The 15,138-nt window shown below is 70.0% G+C and carries 11 protein-coding genes; all 11 read right to left on the bottom strand.

What is annotated here, in order from left to right; genetic code table 11:
• Positions 1-31 precede the first annotated feature (31 nt).
• Positions 32-328 (bottom strand): ricin-type beta-trefoil lectin domain protein, encoded by a 297-nt coding sequence (locus tag ACJ73U_RS47745; RefSeq protein WP_407784453.1) that lies wholly within the window; start codon positions 326-328, stop codon positions 32-34.
• Positions 329-1,108, bottom strand: coding sequence for an SGNH/GDSL hydrolase family protein (locus tag ACJ73U_RS47740; RefSeq protein ID WP_407784452.1), 780 nt, complete (start codon positions 1,106-1,108; stop codon positions 329-331).
• Positions 1,109-1,113: 5 nt separating this feature from the next.
• Positions 1,114-1,674 carry a DJ-1/PfpI family protein gene (locus tag ACJ73U_RS47735; protein WP_407784451.1) on the bottom strand — a complete coding sequence of 187 codons (561 nt, stop codon included), beginning with the start codon at positions 1,672-1,674 and terminating at the stop codon, positions 1,114-1,116.
• A gap of 10 nt (positions 1,675-1,684) precedes the next feature.
• Positions 1,685-4,045, bottom strand: a complete 2,361-nt coding sequence (locus ACJ73U_RS47730) for a lectin (RefSeq protein ID WP_407784450.1) — start codon at positions 4,043-4,045, stop codon at positions 1,685-1,687.
• Between the two features lie 29 nt (positions 4,046-4,074).
• The gene (locus tag ACJ73U_RS47725) at positions 4,075-5,538 is read right to left on the bottom strand and encodes a lectin (RefSeq protein WP_407784449.1); all 1,464 of its coding nucleotides are present in this window, start codon (positions 5,536-5,538) and stop codon (positions 4,075-4,077) included.
• An 18-nt stretch (positions 5,539-5,556) separates the two neighbouring features.
• Positions 5,557-8,454, bottom strand: coding sequence for an RICIN domain-containing protein (locus tag ACJ73U_RS47720; protein WP_407784448.1), 2,898 nt, complete (start codon positions 8,452-8,454; stop codon positions 5,557-5,559).
• 73 nt (positions 8,455-8,527) lie between these two features.
• Positions 8,528-9,325, bottom strand: coding sequence for a ThuA domain-containing protein (locus ACJ73U_RS47715; protein WP_407784447.1), 798 nt, complete (start codon positions 9,323-9,325; stop codon positions 8,528-8,530).
• Between the two features lie 30 nt (positions 9,326-9,355).
• Positions 9,356-10,831, bottom strand: coding sequence for an arabinofuranosidase catalytic domain-containing protein (locus ACJ73U_RS47710; RefSeq protein ID WP_407784446.1), 1,476 nt, complete (start codon positions 10,829-10,831; stop codon positions 9,356-9,358).
• 25 nt (positions 10,832-10,856) lie between these two features.
• The gene (locus tag ACJ73U_RS47705) at positions 10,857-12,452 is read right to left on the bottom strand and encodes a glycoside hydrolase family 27 protein (RefSeq protein ID WP_407784445.1); all 1,596 of its coding nucleotides are present in this window, start codon (positions 12,450-12,452) and stop codon (positions 10,857-10,859) included.
• Positions 12,449-14,842: a ricin-type beta-trefoil lectin domain protein gene (locus tag ACJ73U_RS47700; protein ID WP_407784444.1), complete on the bottom strand. Its 2,394-nt coding sequence runs from the start codon at positions 14,840-14,842 to the stop codon at positions 12,449-12,451. Before ACJ73U_RS47700 ends, ACJ73U_RS47705 begins: the two co-directional genes overlap by 4 nt.
• A 34-nt stretch (positions 14,843-14,876) precedes the next feature.
• Positions 14,877-15,138 (bottom strand): RICIN domain-containing protein (locus tag ACJ73U_RS47695; RefSeq protein WP_407784443.1); only part of this gene is annotated, 262 nt, incomplete at its 5' end.

The raw sequence follows: 15,138 nt of genomic DNA, 5'->3' as shown, positions 1-15,138 counted from the left end.
GTGTTGCTGTTCCTCGGCTCCTGTTACCCGACTAGCGGAGGGTCCACTGCTGGTTGGGCTGGCCGTTGCAGGTCCACAGTATGAGTTTGGTGCCGTTGGCGGTCCCCTGGCCGTTCGCGTCGACGCACAGTCCCGACTGCGCATCGGCGACCGTGCCGTTCGAGTTCACCGTCCACTGCTGGTCGGTCTGCCCGTCACAGTCCCAGATGTCCACCGATGCGCCGGTGGCCTGGCTCGACGCGTCGAGGCACTTGGTGCCGTAGACCGTGAGCTGGCGGCTCGCGGTGTACGTCCAGGACTGGTTGGTCTGGCCGTTGCAGTCCCACAGCTACACCTGGGTCCCGTTGGTCGTCGCGATGCCGGCGACGTCGGCGCAGCGGCCGGACTGGGTGCCGACGAGCTGCCGACCCGCGGTGGCGAGGCTGCCGGGCACGGCCCGCAACGCGTTGTACCAGGTGGCGGCCATCTTGTCGTAGCCGGCGGCGGTGGGGTGGATGCCGTCGGTGAGGTCGGCCGCGGTCAGCGCGCTGTGCATGTCCACCAGGTGCACGTGCTTGCCGGCACCGGCCTTGCTCTGCACCATGCCGGGGATCGTGGCGTTGAACGCGCGGGCGTTCGCCTCCTGCCCGGCGTTGGCGAGCGGGATGATCGTCGCGACGAACACCTCGGCGTCGGGCACGGTCGCGGTGATGTGGTCGACCAGCGTGGACAGCCTGGCCGGCGCGCCGGCCAGGCTGAAGTTCTGCAGCACGTCGTTGGTGCCGATGTGCAGCAGCACCGTGTGCGGGGTGTACGTGCGCAGCCAGCCGACGATGTTGGCGTCGATCTGGTCGATGCGCCACCCGGGATGCCCCTCGTGGTCGTGGTCGCCGAGGCCGGCCGGGCCGTTGAACTGCGAGCCAACGAAGTCCACCCGGTACCCGCCGGCCGCCAACCGCTGCCAGAGCCCGATCCGGTAGCCGCCGGGCACCTGCGTGCCCTCGGTGATGGAGTCACCCAGCGGCATCACCCGGACCCCGCCGTTGCTCTCGGCGGCGGCGGGACCACCGGTCACCAGCGCCGCCCCGGCGAGCACCGCGAGGGCGACCGTCGCGAGCCAGGTCCTCATGTTCTTCATGGTGTTTCCGCCTTCTCCAGTACCTGCATGAACGCGCGGGACCACTCGGGCAGGTCGGGCCAACCGCGGCAGGACACCATCACGCCGTCCACGACGTCGGGGCCGTCCGCGAAGATCGCGCCGGCGTGCTCCATGTCGTACCTCAGGGGTGGGAACGCGGCCGTGGTGCGCCCGCGGAGAAGCCCGAGCGCCGCGGGTACCTGCGGGCCGTGACAGATCGTGCCGACCGGGAGGTTCTGGGCGAAGAAGTGCGTGACGATCCGCGCCACGTCCGGATCCGTGCGGAGGTACTCGGGTGCCCGGCCACCCGGGATCACCAGCGCGTCGAACTCCTCGGGACGCACGTCGGCGAACGCCAGGTCGACGGGCAGCTGGTGGCCGGGCTTCTCGGTGTAGGCGTCCCAGCCCGGCTCGAAGTCGTGCACCACCAGCTTCACCGCGCGGGTCGTCGGCGCGGCCACGACTGCCTCGTGGCCCCCTTCCCGCAGGCGGAAGATCGGGTACATCGAGTCCAGCTCCTCCGCGGCATCCCCTGTCAGGACCAGTACTCGTGCCATGTGCTCTCCCTCATCCGAGCCGCCACTGCTGGTTGGCCGCGCCGGTGCAGGTCCACAGCTGGACCTTGGTGCCGTTGGCGGTGCCGGCACCGCTCACGTCCAGGCACAGGCCCGACTGCACGCCGGTGATCGTGCCGTTCGCGTTGACGCTCCACTGCTGGTTGTTCTGGCCGTTGCACGTCCAGACCACCACCTGGGTGCCGTTGGCGCTACCCCGGCCGGACCCGTCGAGGCACAGGTTGTCGAAGACGCGCAGCTCACCCGAGTTGGTGCGGGTCCACGCCTGGTTCGACCCGCCGTTGCAGTCCCAGATCTGCAGCTGGGTACCCGGCGTGGTGGTGCCGTTGTTCACGTCGAGGCACCTGCCCGCACCGACCGCGCGGACCGGGACGCCGGTCGGCGGGGCGCCGCCGCCGACCCCCGCGGCGGCGATCACCTGCTGGGCTCCTGCCGGCCAGTTGGTGCCGCTCACCACGACGTTGCCGGTCAGCACGTTGTTGTGCGGCGCGCCGGTGGCGACCTGGGTGGCGCCGCCGTTGTACCAGTTGCCGGAGAAGGTGCTGTCGTTGGTGTTGTTGGTGCCGCTGGCGTTGGTGAACGCCCACACCCCGCTGTCCTGGATGACGTTGTTCGACAGGTTCACGTAGCGGGAGCCCTCGTCCAGGTACAGGCCGACCGTGCGGTTGTTGTCATAGACGTAGTTGTGGTCGATCGACGCGCCCGGGTTCGCGGACAGGTTGTAGATGCTGCCGCCGTCGTGCATGAGCCGCTTGGTCGCGTGGACACGGTTGTAGCTGACCACGGTGTCCCGCAGCGTCGTCGGCGTCGTGTAGACCGGCTGGTAGTCGTACAGGCCGCGGTTGCGGTAGTCCTGGCTGCCGCCCGGATCGTTGGCGCCCCAGCCCCAACCGACGTCGATGCCGTCGTAGGTCAGGTTGGCGACCTCGTTGTGCGTGATGACCGCGTGCGTGACGTAGGTCGACAGGATGCCGGCCATCTCCCGGTAGTCCCTGGCGACCCCGCTCACCGTGTTGTCGCTGATCGTGATGTCCCTGTCGACCATCGCCGGGTTGGCCGGGTGGTGTGCGTCGGGCCGCACACCGCCGACCACGATCGCGCCGCCGGAGCTTTCGGTGAACGCGTTGTGGTCGACCGTGATCGACGACGCCCCGAGGCCGATCCCGGAGGCGTGTGCGTCGGCGTCGTTGCCGATGCCCAGGCCGACCTGGCCGAGCTGGGTGAAGGTGTTGTCCCGGAAGGTGACGGCGGTCGCGGCCGAGACCTGCACCGCGGCCGGCACCTGCGCCCAGCCGTTGCGTGCGCCCTCGAACTGCCGGCAGCCGGACTGGCAGGAGGTCAGGAAGTCGCCGGGCATCGGGTCGGCGGCCGGGAGGAACGTGCCGCTCTGCTGGTTGGCGTACCCGACCGAGGTGCTCGGGGTGAGCCACGTGGTGTGCTCGAAGTGCAGTCCCGCGAAGGTGATGTCGTGAACCGGGCTGGTGTAGCTGCCGCTGACCAGCAGCAGCGACTGCAGGCGCGGCAGCTCGACGTCGTGGCTCGCGGGCGCCCAGCCGGCCGGGGCCCTGTAGTAGAGCCTGCCGGCCTGCGGGTCCAGGTACCACTGCCCGGTGCTCTTCAGGAAGGAGTACGAGTTCTCGAGGAACAGCTGGCCGCCGCCGAAGGGGTGCGCGAGCGTGTCGTAGCCCCAGTTGTTGTTGTTCCACGCGGGCTGCCGCATGGTGATGGTGGTGCCGCTGATGCTCTGCACCGGCGCGTACCGGTCGGTGAACGAGTTCTGGCTCTCCACCTCGATCCGGTTCTGCCCCGGCAGCGTCGCCAGGTAGTTCAGCGCGGAGTTCGTGATGGTCATGCCGGTCGTGGTGATCTGCACGTCGCTCCGGGAGATCGGGATCGACGCCCGCGGCGCCAGCACGCCGTCCACGAACAGCTGCCGCGAGTCGGCGCCCGTGGGCACGGACGCGACCCAGATGTTCTGGCCCGAGTCCTGGACGGTCCAACCGGTGACCTGGGTCCCACCGGACAGGACGGGCGTCTGTCCGGGCTCGGCCTGCCAGGTCACCCCCGAGTCCGCGGTGGTGAGCACCAGCGGCGCGGCGAGGCGGTAGGTGCCGCCCGCGAGCAGCACCGTCACGGCGTTGCCGCCGGCTGCCTGAGCTCTGGCCAGCTGCTGGGCCTTCGCGGGGGTCGCGACCGGCGCCGCCGCGGTGCCGGCGTTGTCGTCGTCACCGCCCGGCGCGACGTGGATCGAGACGGCCTCGGCCTGGGCGGGAGCCGCGGCGGCCACGACTCCCGCCAGGGCGCTGACCGCGGCGGCGAGCACGGCGGCCAGCCTTCTGGTGCGCAGGGACATGAGGGGTCCTTCTGTGGTGCGGTGGCCGCTCAGCCGAGCTGCCATTGCTGGTTGGTCGCGCCGGTGCAGGTCCACAGCTGGACCTTCGTGCCGTTGGCGGTCCCGGAACCGGCCACGTCGAGGCACAGTCCTGACTGGACACTCGTGATCGTGCCGTTGGAGTTGACGTTCCACTGCTGGTTGTTCTGGCCGTTGCACGACCAGATCACGGCCTGGGTGCCGTTGGCCGTCCCACGCCCGGACACGTCCAGGCACAGCGGGCTGCTGTCGTTGTAGACACGCAGCTCGCCCGACGCGGTGCGGGTCCACCGCTGGTTCGACCCGTTGTTGCAGTCCCAGATCTGCAGTTGCGTCCCGGGCGTGGTGGTGTTGTTGTTCACGTCGAGGCACCGTCCGGCGCCGGCCGCGCGTCCCGCGCCGGTGGTGCCGCCGCCGGTGCCGGTGCCGTAGCCGGCCGCGATGATGTTGGCCTGCACCGCGTTCTCGGTCGCGTCGGACGGGTAGCCCGCCACCATGGCGCCCTCGTAGAAGGTGCCGGCGGACAGGTTCGCGCCGCCGCCGGGCTTGCAGCAGTCGCCGCCGCTGCCCAGGATGATCGCGCCCTGCTTCTTCATCGGGCTGTAGCCGGGGGGAAGCGAGCCGTCCCAGAGCGTGGCCAGGCTGCCGGACTGCGCGTTGCTGCCCTTGATCGCGAACCGGGACGTCCCGTTGTTCTTCAGCATCGCCGTCACGAACTTGCTGGTGAAGGCCCGCTGGTTCGGGTTCCACGACTGGCTGCCGCCGGGGTAGAGCCCCCACTCGAGGTCCGCCTGCACCCACGGTCCCGATCCGGAGCACCCGCCGAACCAGCACTGCGTGCTGAAGTTGATCGCGTCCATGGCGCCGGCGGCGTCCGCCGACCTGGTCGTCTCGCTGTTGCCGTAGTCGAAGCAGCAGCCGCCGTTGACGTGCGTGCCGCTGGTCACCATGTACATGCCCTCCGGCGCGGTGCCGGTCGGCACACCGCTCTGGTGACCGTCCCGCCAGTAGCTGTTCGACGGGTTGATGTAGAGCGAGTAGGCCTTGCTCCCGCTGACGGTCAGCGACTCCGACGTCGCGTTCGCCGGGCGGCTCTGGCTCGAGCCGGGCACCTGGCTCGAACCCTGGTACCACAGGTGGTTCCCGTGGCCGGACTGGTCGTAGAGCACGGTGACGACGCAGGAGGTGCCGGCGCAGAAAGAGTCCTGCGCCGCGGCGTCGGCCGTGCCACCGGCGGCGAGCACCCCGATGTCCCTGGTCGCGTTGTCCGACGAACGCCGGACCTGGTACAGGTTCCCGGTGTAGGAGCCGTAGAGCGCTCGCACCGTGCTGTGCGCGGCCACGCAGGGGGTGCCGCCCGAGGCGTAGATGTCGCACGGCCCGGTGCCGGCCGCCGTGGCCGCCGGCGCGGACTGCAGCACCGCACCGGCGAGTGCGGCCGCGACGAGCCCGAAGAACAACTTGCGTTTCGACATCGGCTGGCTCCCCTGTTGTCAGACGCGCTGGAGTTGGAAGCGCTGGTTGGCGTTGCCGTTCACGGCGTACTGGGAGATGCGGGTGCCGTCGGCGGTCGCCGCCTGCCAGACGTCCATCGCCAGGCCGCTCTGCCGGTTCACCAGGCTCACCACACCGCCACCCTGGTCGACCACCCGCCACTGCTGGCTCGTCGCACCGCTGTCCGGCTGCTGCGTGATGTCCGCACCACTGCTCGAACTCGCCACCTGCAACACCAAGCCGCTGTGCCGCGCCCGGATCCGGTAGTAGCCCCCACCGGAGTCAAGGAAATCGAACTGCTGGTTCAACCCACCGGTCCCCGACCACTGCTGCAACAGGGCACCCGCAGCGGTCGACACACCGGCGATGTCCGCGAACTTCCCGCTGTGCACGGCCGTCAGGCGGTAGTTCACCCCGACCTGCACGGGCGACTGCGAGGTGCCGGGCACGCCGACCCCGGCGCCGGTGAACATGACCCAGTTGACGTTGAGCAGTCCGCCGTTGTTGGTGCTGCCGGACGGTTTGCGGACCACGAAGTACAGCGGGCCGCTGGTGGTGGGCGGGCTGCTCAGGTTCAGCATCACGTCGGTCCAGGTCTGCCACCCGCCGGTGCCCGCCACGGTGGCACTGCCGACCAGGGTGCCCGTCGGGGAGCCGGTCCGGACCTGGATCGTGCCGCCGGCCGCCGCGGAGGCCACCCGGAACGTCATGCCGGTGACGTTCGTCAGGTTGGCGGGGTCGACCGACCACCAGTCACCGTCCTCCATGGACCCGAGGTCACTGCCACCGCCGGTGTCGGTGGTGGTCTCCACCGTCGCCCCCGCACTGCCGGTCCCGGTGCCGTCGGACACCCGCCCGGTGGCGCTGTAGAACTCGGCCTGCTTGTGCTTGGGCTGCAGGATCACCTGCGCGCGTCCGGTGAGCGGTGCGGCGCCGCCGGAGCCGCCCCGGTCGGTGTAGGACGCCTCGATGACGTAGAAGGTGTTGTCGTTCTCGCTGTGCCCGGACGCCAGCGTGGTCTGCACCTGGGCCGAGCAGCCGTGGTACTGGTCGAGCGGGTGCCCGTGGGTGTCGTGGCCGAGGTAGGCCTGGATGGTCACCTTCGAGCAGTCGACCGTGCCGTCCTCCGGGTCGGTGACGGTGACCGAGAAGTTCACCGAGTCACCCCAGTCGAACACGCCGCCCGTGGGTGGTGCCGTGACCGTCAGCGCCGGCGTGGTGTTGCCGGCGGTGACGGTCACGGCAGCCGTGCCGGTCGCGCCCGCGGAGTTCCGGACGGTCAGCACGGCGGTGTAGTTGCCGGCGGCGGTGTAGGTGTGGCTGGGGTTGGCCGCGGTGGAGGTGCTGCCGTCGCCGAAGTTCCAGGAGTAGGTCAGCGACGAACCACCCGGGTCGGTCGAGCCGGCGCTGGAGAAGTTCACGGCCAGCGGCGCCGGTCCGCTGGTGCGGTCGGCGGCGGCCTTCGCGACCGGGTTGGCCTGGTTGCTGCCGAGGTAGTCGATCCGGTCGATGCCCGCGTCGGCGTTGCCGCCGCCGTACCCGCTGCCCCACTCGATGACGTAGAGCGCGCCGTCCGGGCCGAAGTCGAAGTCCATCGGCCGGTTGAACGTGATCGACGGGAGCAGCCGGTCGATCGAGGTGACCGAGGTGCCGGCCGAGTCGAGCTGGAAGGTGAACAGCTGGCTGGTGTTCCACTCGGCGAAGACCGCCCGGCCGTCGAAGTCGACCGGCCATTTGCGACCGGAGCTGAGGTTGGGGTCGTACCGGTAGACCGGGCCGGCCATCGGCGCCCCGCCGGAGAGCTGCGGGAAGTGCGCCGGGTCGGAGTTGTAGTGGTAGTCGACCATCGCCGGGATCGCCGGCGGCAGCCTGGTCTGCCCGGTGTTGTTCGGGGAGTTGTTGGTCGGGCCGCCGTTGCAGTCGAAGTGGCCACCGGAGGTGTTGGTGGCGAAGTTGTAGTCGTTGTAGGCCAGGTTCGGCCCGACGCAGTACGGCCAGCCGGCGTTGCCCGGTCGGCTGAGCACGTCCCACTCCACGGTGTTCTGCGGTCCCCGGCTCGAGCTGGCGCTCGGCGCGTCCGGGCCGTAGTTCGCGACGGTCGGGTAACCCGTCTTCGGGTCGATGTTCATCCGGAACGGGTTGCGCTCCCCCATCATGTAGATCTCGGGCCGGGTGTTGGCGGTCCCGGACGCGAACAGGTTGCCGGCGGGGACCGTGTACGTGCCGTTCGCCTCCGGGTGGATGCGCAACACCTTGCCGGACAGGCTGTTCGTGTTCCCCGCGGTGCGCTGGGAGTCCCAGTAGGCCCGGCCGGACCGCTCGTCGATGGGCGCGTAGCCGTCCGAGGCGAACGGGTTGGTGTTGTCCCCCGTGGACAGCCACAGGTTGCCGTTCCTCTTGTCGAACACCAGACCCGCGCCGTGGTGGCAGCACTCCTGGCGCTGCACCGGCACGTCCAGCACGGCCTTCTCGGTGGACAGGTCGATCGTGTTGCCGTTGACGGTGAAGCGGCTCAGCCGGTCGACGCTCGCCGAGTTCGGCGAGTAGTACACGTACACCCACTGGTTCGTCGCGAACCCGGGGTCCAGCGCGATGTTGAGCCCACCGGACTCGTTGGCGGTGAACGCGTCCAGGTGTGCGGCCGTGTTGGTGGCCCCGTTGGGCTGCACGATCTTGACGTCACCGAGCCGGTCGATGTAGAAGACCCGCCCGTCCGGGGCCACGTCCATGGCCATCGGGTTGCCGGTCTCGGTGTGCAGCCGCACCTTCTGGAACATCGAGTCGGGTGGGAGTGCCGCCTGCGCGGCGGGACCGGCGTGCACCACCACGAACAGTGCGGCGACGAATAGTCCCACGACCGTCAGCACGTACCCGCGCGGCGCGGAGGATCGCGGCATCATGGGGCTCCTTGTGGGACTCGCCGGAGTTGGACCGCCGGTTCGGGGCCAGCTTCGCGTCAGGTCGGGCATCTCAGTCCTCCGCCAGTCCTTCGTGGTCCGTGAGCAGAGCGGGTTGCTTCACTTGCGTGGGCGCGTCGGTCATCGCGCGGACGGCGATGCGGATGTCGCCCAGGGGAACCCGCGTGAACAGCGTGTCCGAATGGGACCCGTCGGTGTCACCCGGGCCCGTGTGCCAGGCCTGGCCGAACCCGGAGTCGTGCCACCACGTCATCGGGTGGTCCGCACCCGTGGCACCGAGGTGGTGGGCCGGCTCGTCGACGTGCAGGAGGATGCCGACGGCGCCGGAGTGGTGGTTGTGCCGCCCGCCGAACCGGCCTCCCGTCGCCGGCAGCCGCACGGTCGACTCGTTCATGCGGTCCTCGACGATGAGCGTCGCCTGCCGCCCCGCGGGGTGGGTGGTGAGGTAGGCGCCCACGCAGCTGCCGTGCCAGTCCCAGGTGTAGGCGTCGGAGTGCATGCCGACGTAGCTGCCGCCACTGTTCATGTAGGACGCGAAGGCAACCCGCCGGGCGGGGTCGAGGGCGTTGCCGCTGTCCGGGATCCACACGACGGCCTCGTACCGCGCGACGTTCCTGGGCGTGGGCGTGTTCGCCCCGACCGCGGACCCGTTCCCGTTGCCGAGCTGGCGGACGGCCGCGCCGCCGGCGGGGACGGCGTCGTGGCGGGCGCGGGCGGACTCGGCGTACAGGAGCACCTTCACCAGCGGCGCGACGGCCGCCACCGACGGGAACAGGGCGAGCGCGCCGGCGCCGACACCCGCGGCGCCGACGCCGCGTAACAGCGCGCGACGGGACAGGTCCCTGGTCATGACATCACCATCACTCGGTCCGTCGTCCGATCATCCGAGTGTCCACTGCTGGTTGGTCTGCCCGTTGCACGTCCACAGCTCGACGAGAGCGCCGTTGGCCGTGGACGCGCCGGTCACGTCCAGGCACAGTCCGGACTGGACACCGGTGACCGTGCCGTTCGAGTTGACGGTCCACTGCTGGTTGGGCTGGCCGTTGCAGGACCAGGTCACCACCTTCGTGCCCGCACCGGTCCCGTTGCCGTTGGCGTCCAGGCACAGCGTCGTGCCGGCGACCGTCACCGTCAGCTGGTTCGACGAGGTGCGGGTCCAGTTCTGGTTCGCCTGGCCGTTGCAGGAGTAGATCTGCAGCTGGGTGCCGAGTGTGGTCGTGGAGTTCGGCAGGTCGAGGCACCTGCCCGCACCCACCGCGTGCAACGGCCCGGTGGTGGTGCCACCGCCGCCGCTGCCGTATCCGGCGGCGACGATGTTGGCCTGCACCGCGTTCTCCGTCGCGTCCGACGGGTAACCCGAGGTCATCACGCCCTCGTAGAAGGTGCCCGCGGAGCCGATGCTGTTGTCGCCACCCGTGCCGAGGATGATCGCGCCCTCCTTGCGCATCGGGTTGTAACCGGCGACGTTCGGCCGGGCGCCGTTGTAGAAGGTGGACAGCGAACCGGACTGCGCGTTGCCGCCGCGGATGGCCCAGTGGTTCGGCTCACCCTTGATGATCGAGGTCAGGAACCGGTTGTTGATCGTCGGGTCGTTCGCGTTGAAGCCCGCGTTGATCCCCGAGTACAGGCCGTTCTCCAGGTCCGCCATGATCCACGGGCCGTTGCCGCTGCCGTAGCCCCAGACCCTGATGTTGCCGAAGTAGATGGCCTCCATGGTGCCGTTGCCGTTGTCGCGGCTGTTGCGCTCGGCGTTGCCGTAGTCGAAGCAGCAGCCGCCGTTGTAGTGGGTGCCGTCGAAGATCGCGTACATGCCCTCCGGCTGGTCACCCGTCGCGGTGCCGGTCGCGTTGTTGTCGCGGTACCCCGTGCCGGGCGCGACGAACACGCCGTAGGCCTTCTGCCCGCCGATCGTGATCGGCGCCGCGGTCGCGTTCGCGAGGTTGTCGTACCCGCCCGGTGCTGGCCCGGAGAACCCGCCGGGTGGGGCCTGCGTGAGGTGGTTGCCCCGGCCGGACTGGTCGTAGATGACCGTGATGAGACACGTCGTGCCGGCGCAGAACGAGTCCTGCGCCGCCGCGTTGGCCACGCCACCGGCACTCGGCACACCGATGTCGCGGGTCGTGTTGTCCGAGGAACGCCGTACCTGGTACAGCGCGCCGTTGTAGTTGCCGTACAGGGCCCGGGTCGTGGAGTGCGCGGCCACGCACGGCGTGCCGCCGGCGGCGTAGATGTCGCACGGCCCCTGGGTGGCGGCGCGCGACGTCGCGGCGGTACCGGCCACGGCGGCCGCGGCCAGCACCACCGTGGCCCCTGCGCCCAGTAGCAGTCTTCTCAGCTGGCGGAGACGGGATGGCATCGATGAGCTCCTTCGTTCACAGGGGTCAGCCGAGCGTCCACTGCTGGTTGGTCTGCCCGTTGCACGTCCACAGCTCCACCAGCGCGCCGTCGGCCGTCGAGGCGCCGGTGACGTCGAGGCAGAGTCCCGACTGGACGCCGGTGACGGTGCCGTTGCCGTTGCGCAGCCACTGCTGGTTCGGCTGGCCGTTGCAGGACCAGATCACCGCTTTCGTGCCGGCACCGGTCTGGTTGTCGTAGGCGTCCAGGCACATCGTTCCGCCGTCCACGCTCAGCTGGTTGCCCGTGGTGTAGGTCCAGGTCTGGCCGGTCTGGCCGCCACAGGGCTCGATCCGCGCCTGGGTGCCGGCCGTGGCGTCGGGGACGTCGAGGCACTTGCCGGCGCCGACCGCGCGTACCGGTCCGGCGGTCGGGCCGCCGCCGGTGGTGCCGCCCGCCACCCGGTACATGACCACGCCGTGCGCGGGGACGGAGGCGCTGATCGTGCCCGTGGTGGTGGCGGTGGTGCCCGTCCAGAGGTCGGTCAGGGTGTAGCTGCTCGCGCCGGTCCTGCCGACCGCGGCGGTGGTGGTGGAGATGGTGGCGGCCGAGCCGCCTTCGTTGAACAGCACCACCGACACGTCACCGTTCGCCAGCGGCTTCGCCAGCACGTCGTGGGCGCCGGACGAGGACACCAGCCGGCCCTGCCTGCCGAGCGAGTCCTGGTCGACCGCGACCACCCGGGAGTTGGTGAGGATGGAGAGCGTCGTGGCACTCGCGTTCGGGATGTTCGTGCCGGCGATCAGCGGCGCCGCCATCTCCGCCCACAGGCTGAACTCGGCCCGGTCCTCGGTCGCCGACATGCCGTTGCCGACCTCGAGCATGTCCGGGTCGTTCCAGGCTCCCGGCCCCGCGTAGTTCGCGAGCCCCACGTTCGAGTGGAAGATGTTCAGCATGCTGGTGTAGTTCGCGGCGATGTCGCCGGTGGTGCGCCAGCTGTTCCCGACGCCCGCGCCCCAGGTCCACACGTTGTCCTGGCCCCAGCTGCACAGGCTGAACAGGATCTGGCGCCCGGTCGCGGCCAGCGCGTCCCGCATGGCCGTGTAGCGGCTCTGCGCGTTGACGCCCTGGTTGTTGCAGTTGTCGTACTTCAGGTAGTCCACGCCCCAGGACGCGAAGCTGTTCGCGTCCTGGCGTTCGTGGCCGAGGCTGCCGGGGTAGCCGGCGCAGGTCGCCGTGCCCGCGTCCTCGTAGATGCCGAGCTTGAGGCCGAGCGAGTGGACGTAGGTGGCGACGCCGGCGATGCCGTTGGGGAACTTGGCCGGATCGGGCACCAGGTTGCCACTGCCGTCGCGGTTGCGGGTCATCCAGCAGTCGTCGATGTTGACGTACTGGTAGCCGGCGGCCTGCATGCCGTTGTTGTGCATGGCCAGTGCGGTGGACCGGATCAGCGAGTCGGAGACGTTGCAGCCGTAGGCGTTCCAGTCGTTGAAGCCCATCTGCGGGGTCCGTGCCAACCCGTTGTCGAGTGCCTGGGCGGGAGGGGCCGCGGTGACGGAGGTCATCGCCACCGCCATGGCCGCGGTCAGTGTCGCGGCCACCGCCAGATGGCCGAGACGTGCCGTGATCGTGCGCATGCTCATCGCTGGCTCCGTGTCCACTTCTGGCTGTTCTCGCCGGTGCAGGTCTGCAGGGTGATCGGCGTGCTGTTCGCGGTGCCGCCGCCGGCGGGGCCGACGCAGAGTCCGGACGGGACACCGGTGACCGTGCCGGCGGAGTCGACGTTCCACTGCTGGTTCGCGCCGCCGTCGCAGTCCCAGATGATCACCCTGGTGCCGGGTGCGCTGCTCGCGCCCTCGGCGTCCAGGCACTTGGTGCCGTACACCTGGAGCTGCTTGCCGGCGGTGAGCGCCCACTGCTGGTTGGTGCCGCCGTTGCAGTCCCACAGCGTCACCTGCGTGCCGTTCGTCTGCGTCTGGCCCGGGACGTCCAGGCAGCGGCCGGAGTTCGTGTTGTGCAGCACCGAGGAAGACCCGCCGCCCGAGCCCGGCGTCACGGCGAGGTTGTCGAACTGCGCGGTCTCGCCCTGGCTCGTGCCGAGGCCGACCTGGCCGGCCCCGTAGGTGCTGTCGGTGACCGTGCGGACCACGGATCCGTCGATGCTCGCGGTGATGGTGCTGCCGGCGAACGTCAGCGCCAGGCTGTGCCAGCGGTTGGTGCCCAGCGCGGTGGTGGTGCCGCTGGCCACCGTGGTCATGGTGCAGCCACTGTTGTTCCGCAGGATCGACCAGGCGCCGCTGTCACTCGCCCGCAGGTAGTAGGCGTTGAGCCCGCACGGCTTGAGGTCCTCCGTGCCCGCCCGGCCGATCAGCTCCGCGTATCCCGCCTTCTCCAGCAGCGCGTCCGCCGACACCGTGTAGTTGTTCCAGTTGACGTTGCCGAGCAGCGCGTACGGGGTGGCGTTCTCCTTCCACAGGATCGGCTGCTGCGGTGCCGCCTGCCGCACGCACACGCCCGACCGGCCGCCGCCGCAGGCACTGACCTCGAAGGCACCCTGTTGGGCCATCAGGTACTTCGGCTCCCGGCCGGTGCTGTAGCCGTCGAAGTCGTCGCTGTAGGGCAGGCTCAGCGAGCCCTGGGCAGGGCTCGTCGCGGTGCCCTTGCCCTGCCCGGTGGTCGTGGTGATGCTGTACAGGAACCCGGGTTGGACGGTCAGCGAGAAGGCGCCGCCGGAGGGCGTGACGTCCGTGCTGTGCACGAAGAAGCTCGCGGCGTTGGTCGAGTTGAGATTGGTCGACCACACGTGCACCTGCCCCGTGGACAACCCGCCGGTGACGGAGAAGTTGAGCGTCTGCGCCGCCGTCGCGTCCACGGTCTCGATGATCGTGCTGTAGTCGCTGTTGTCGGGCGACTTCAGCGACACGTAGCTGCCGTTGCCGCGGTTGCCACCGAGGTACCCGCTCGAGGAGTCCAGGTACTGCCAGCCCGGGGCAGTGAACTGTGCCGTGTGCGCCAGGGCCCAGGTGTCCTTGCCGACGGAGTACCAGCCGGACCACGGCTGGTTGGCCAGCACCAGCCCCACCGTGGGCCACGGGATGTTCGGGGTGACCGCCGCGATGAGGTCCCAGTTCAGGTAGGCCGTCATCTTGGCGTCCAGGTACACCCGGTTGATGCCGCGCGCCAGCGGCTTGGCGCCGTCGTTGTAGTCCTGGGAGCCGTTCTCGCTCGACCACAGCGTCTTGCCCGAGTTGGCGACGTTGGACGGGACACCGCAGGAGGTCTGCGCGCTCAGGTAGCCGCAGGTGTAGTGGGCGCTGAGCACGTCGGTCGCGTTGCGGTAGGCCGTGTTCGAGGACAGTGGACCGGCCGGTCCCCAGTCCCCCGGCCACGAGTCACCGGAGATGATCCTGACGGCGCTGTACCCGTTGGCGTTGAGGGCGTTGCGGATGGTGACGGTCCAGTCGGCGCTCCACTGCTTCTCGTTCTGCACGGGCGTGAGGTAGTCGATCGTCAGCCCGTGCTGCCGGGCACAGCCCAGCCACGACAGGTAGTAGTTCACCAGGTCGGTGGAGAAGAAGGTGCCGTTGCCGATCCAGCCGGGCGCGCCCCAGGCCAGGCCGACCAGCTTGATGCCGGGGTTGCGGGCCTTGGCCTGCGCCATGAGCCACCACTCGTACCCGCGGTCGCAGTTGAGGTCGCCGCGGAAGTGCGCGTGGCTGGCCTCCGCGCCGCTGGTGGAGTTGGTGTCGCCGCCGATCTCCACCTTGAGGATCTGCAGTGCGGCGCCGTAGCCGGGCTTGAACAGGTAGTCGAGGATCTGGCCGCGCTGCGGCTCGGGGTAGTCGACCAGCAGGCGGCTGTTGCCACCGCCGCCGCTGACGGCGCCGACGCCGTCGAACGTGCGGCCGCCGGACGCGCCGTTGATCGTGATCGAGGTGGCGGCCTGGGCGGGTGTCGCGCCGATGACACCGCCCACGGCCAGGACGAAGCCGACCGCCGCGGTGCACACGCGCCGGAGCAGGGTTCCGGGCATGGCTGTACTCCCTTTCGAGGAAGGAGGAATGCGGCTAGACCGCCGTGACGGTCCACTCGTTGTTGGTGCTGCTGTTGGGTGCCCACATGACCACGGTGGACCCGCTCGTCGCGTTGCCCGCGCCGTCCAGCGCGGTTCCGGTGCCCCGGTTGACGATCTGGTAGCGGCCGTTGCCGAGGTTGGTGAGCCGCCACTGCTGGTTGTTGCCGCCGTTCCACGCCCCCTGCAGGACGCTGGCGCCGTTGGCCGTGTTGCCCCAGCTGTCGGCGACCATCCCGTTGGTAGATCGGAAGAGC

Source organism: Actinophytocola sp. (genome assembly GCF_045807065.1).
Taxonomy (GTDB): Bacteria; Actinomycetota; Actinomycetes; order Mycobacteriales; family Pseudonocardiaceae; genus Actinophytocola.
The sequence above is the reverse complement of the archived record's forward strand: the minus strand, read 5'-3'. Positions and strand labels throughout refer to the sequence as shown.

Coding starts and splice junctions, on each gene's coding strand:
- ACJ73U_RS47740 (WP_407784452.1), bottom strand. CDS start 1,108: ATGAGGACCTGGCTCGCGACGGTCGCCCTCGCGGTGCTCGCCGGGGCG.
- ACJ73U_RS47735 (WP_407784451.1), bottom strand. CDS start 1,674: ATGGCACGAGTACTGGTCCTGACAGGGGATGCCGCGGAGGAGCTGGAC.
- ACJ73U_RS47730 (WP_407784450.1), bottom strand. CDS start 4,045: ATGTCCCTGCGCACCAGAAGGCTGGCCGCCGTGCTCGCCGCCGCGGTC.
- ACJ73U_RS47725 (WP_407784449.1), bottom strand. CDS start 5,538: ATGTCGAAACGCAAGTTGTTCTTCGGGCTCGTCGCGGCCGCACTCGCC.
- ACJ73U_RS47720 (WP_407784448.1), bottom strand. CDS start 8,454: ATGCCGCGATCCTCCGCGCCGCGCGGGTACGTGCTGACGGTCGTGGGA.
- ACJ73U_RS47715 (WP_407784447.1), bottom strand. CDS start 9,325: ATGACCAGGGACCTGTCCCGTCGCGCGCTGTTACGCGGCGTCGGCGCC.
- ACJ73U_RS47710 (WP_407784446.1), bottom strand. CDS start 10,831: ATGCCATCCCGTCTCCGCCAGCTGAGAAGACTGCTACTGGGCGCAGGG.
- ACJ73U_RS47705 (WP_407784445.1), bottom strand. CDS start 12,452: ATGAGCATGCGCACGATCACGGCACGTCTCGGCCATCTGGCGGTGGCC.
- ACJ73U_RS47700 (WP_407784444.1), bottom strand. CDS start 14,842: ATGCCCGGAACCCTGCTCCGGCGCGTGTGCACCGCGGCGGTCGGCTTC.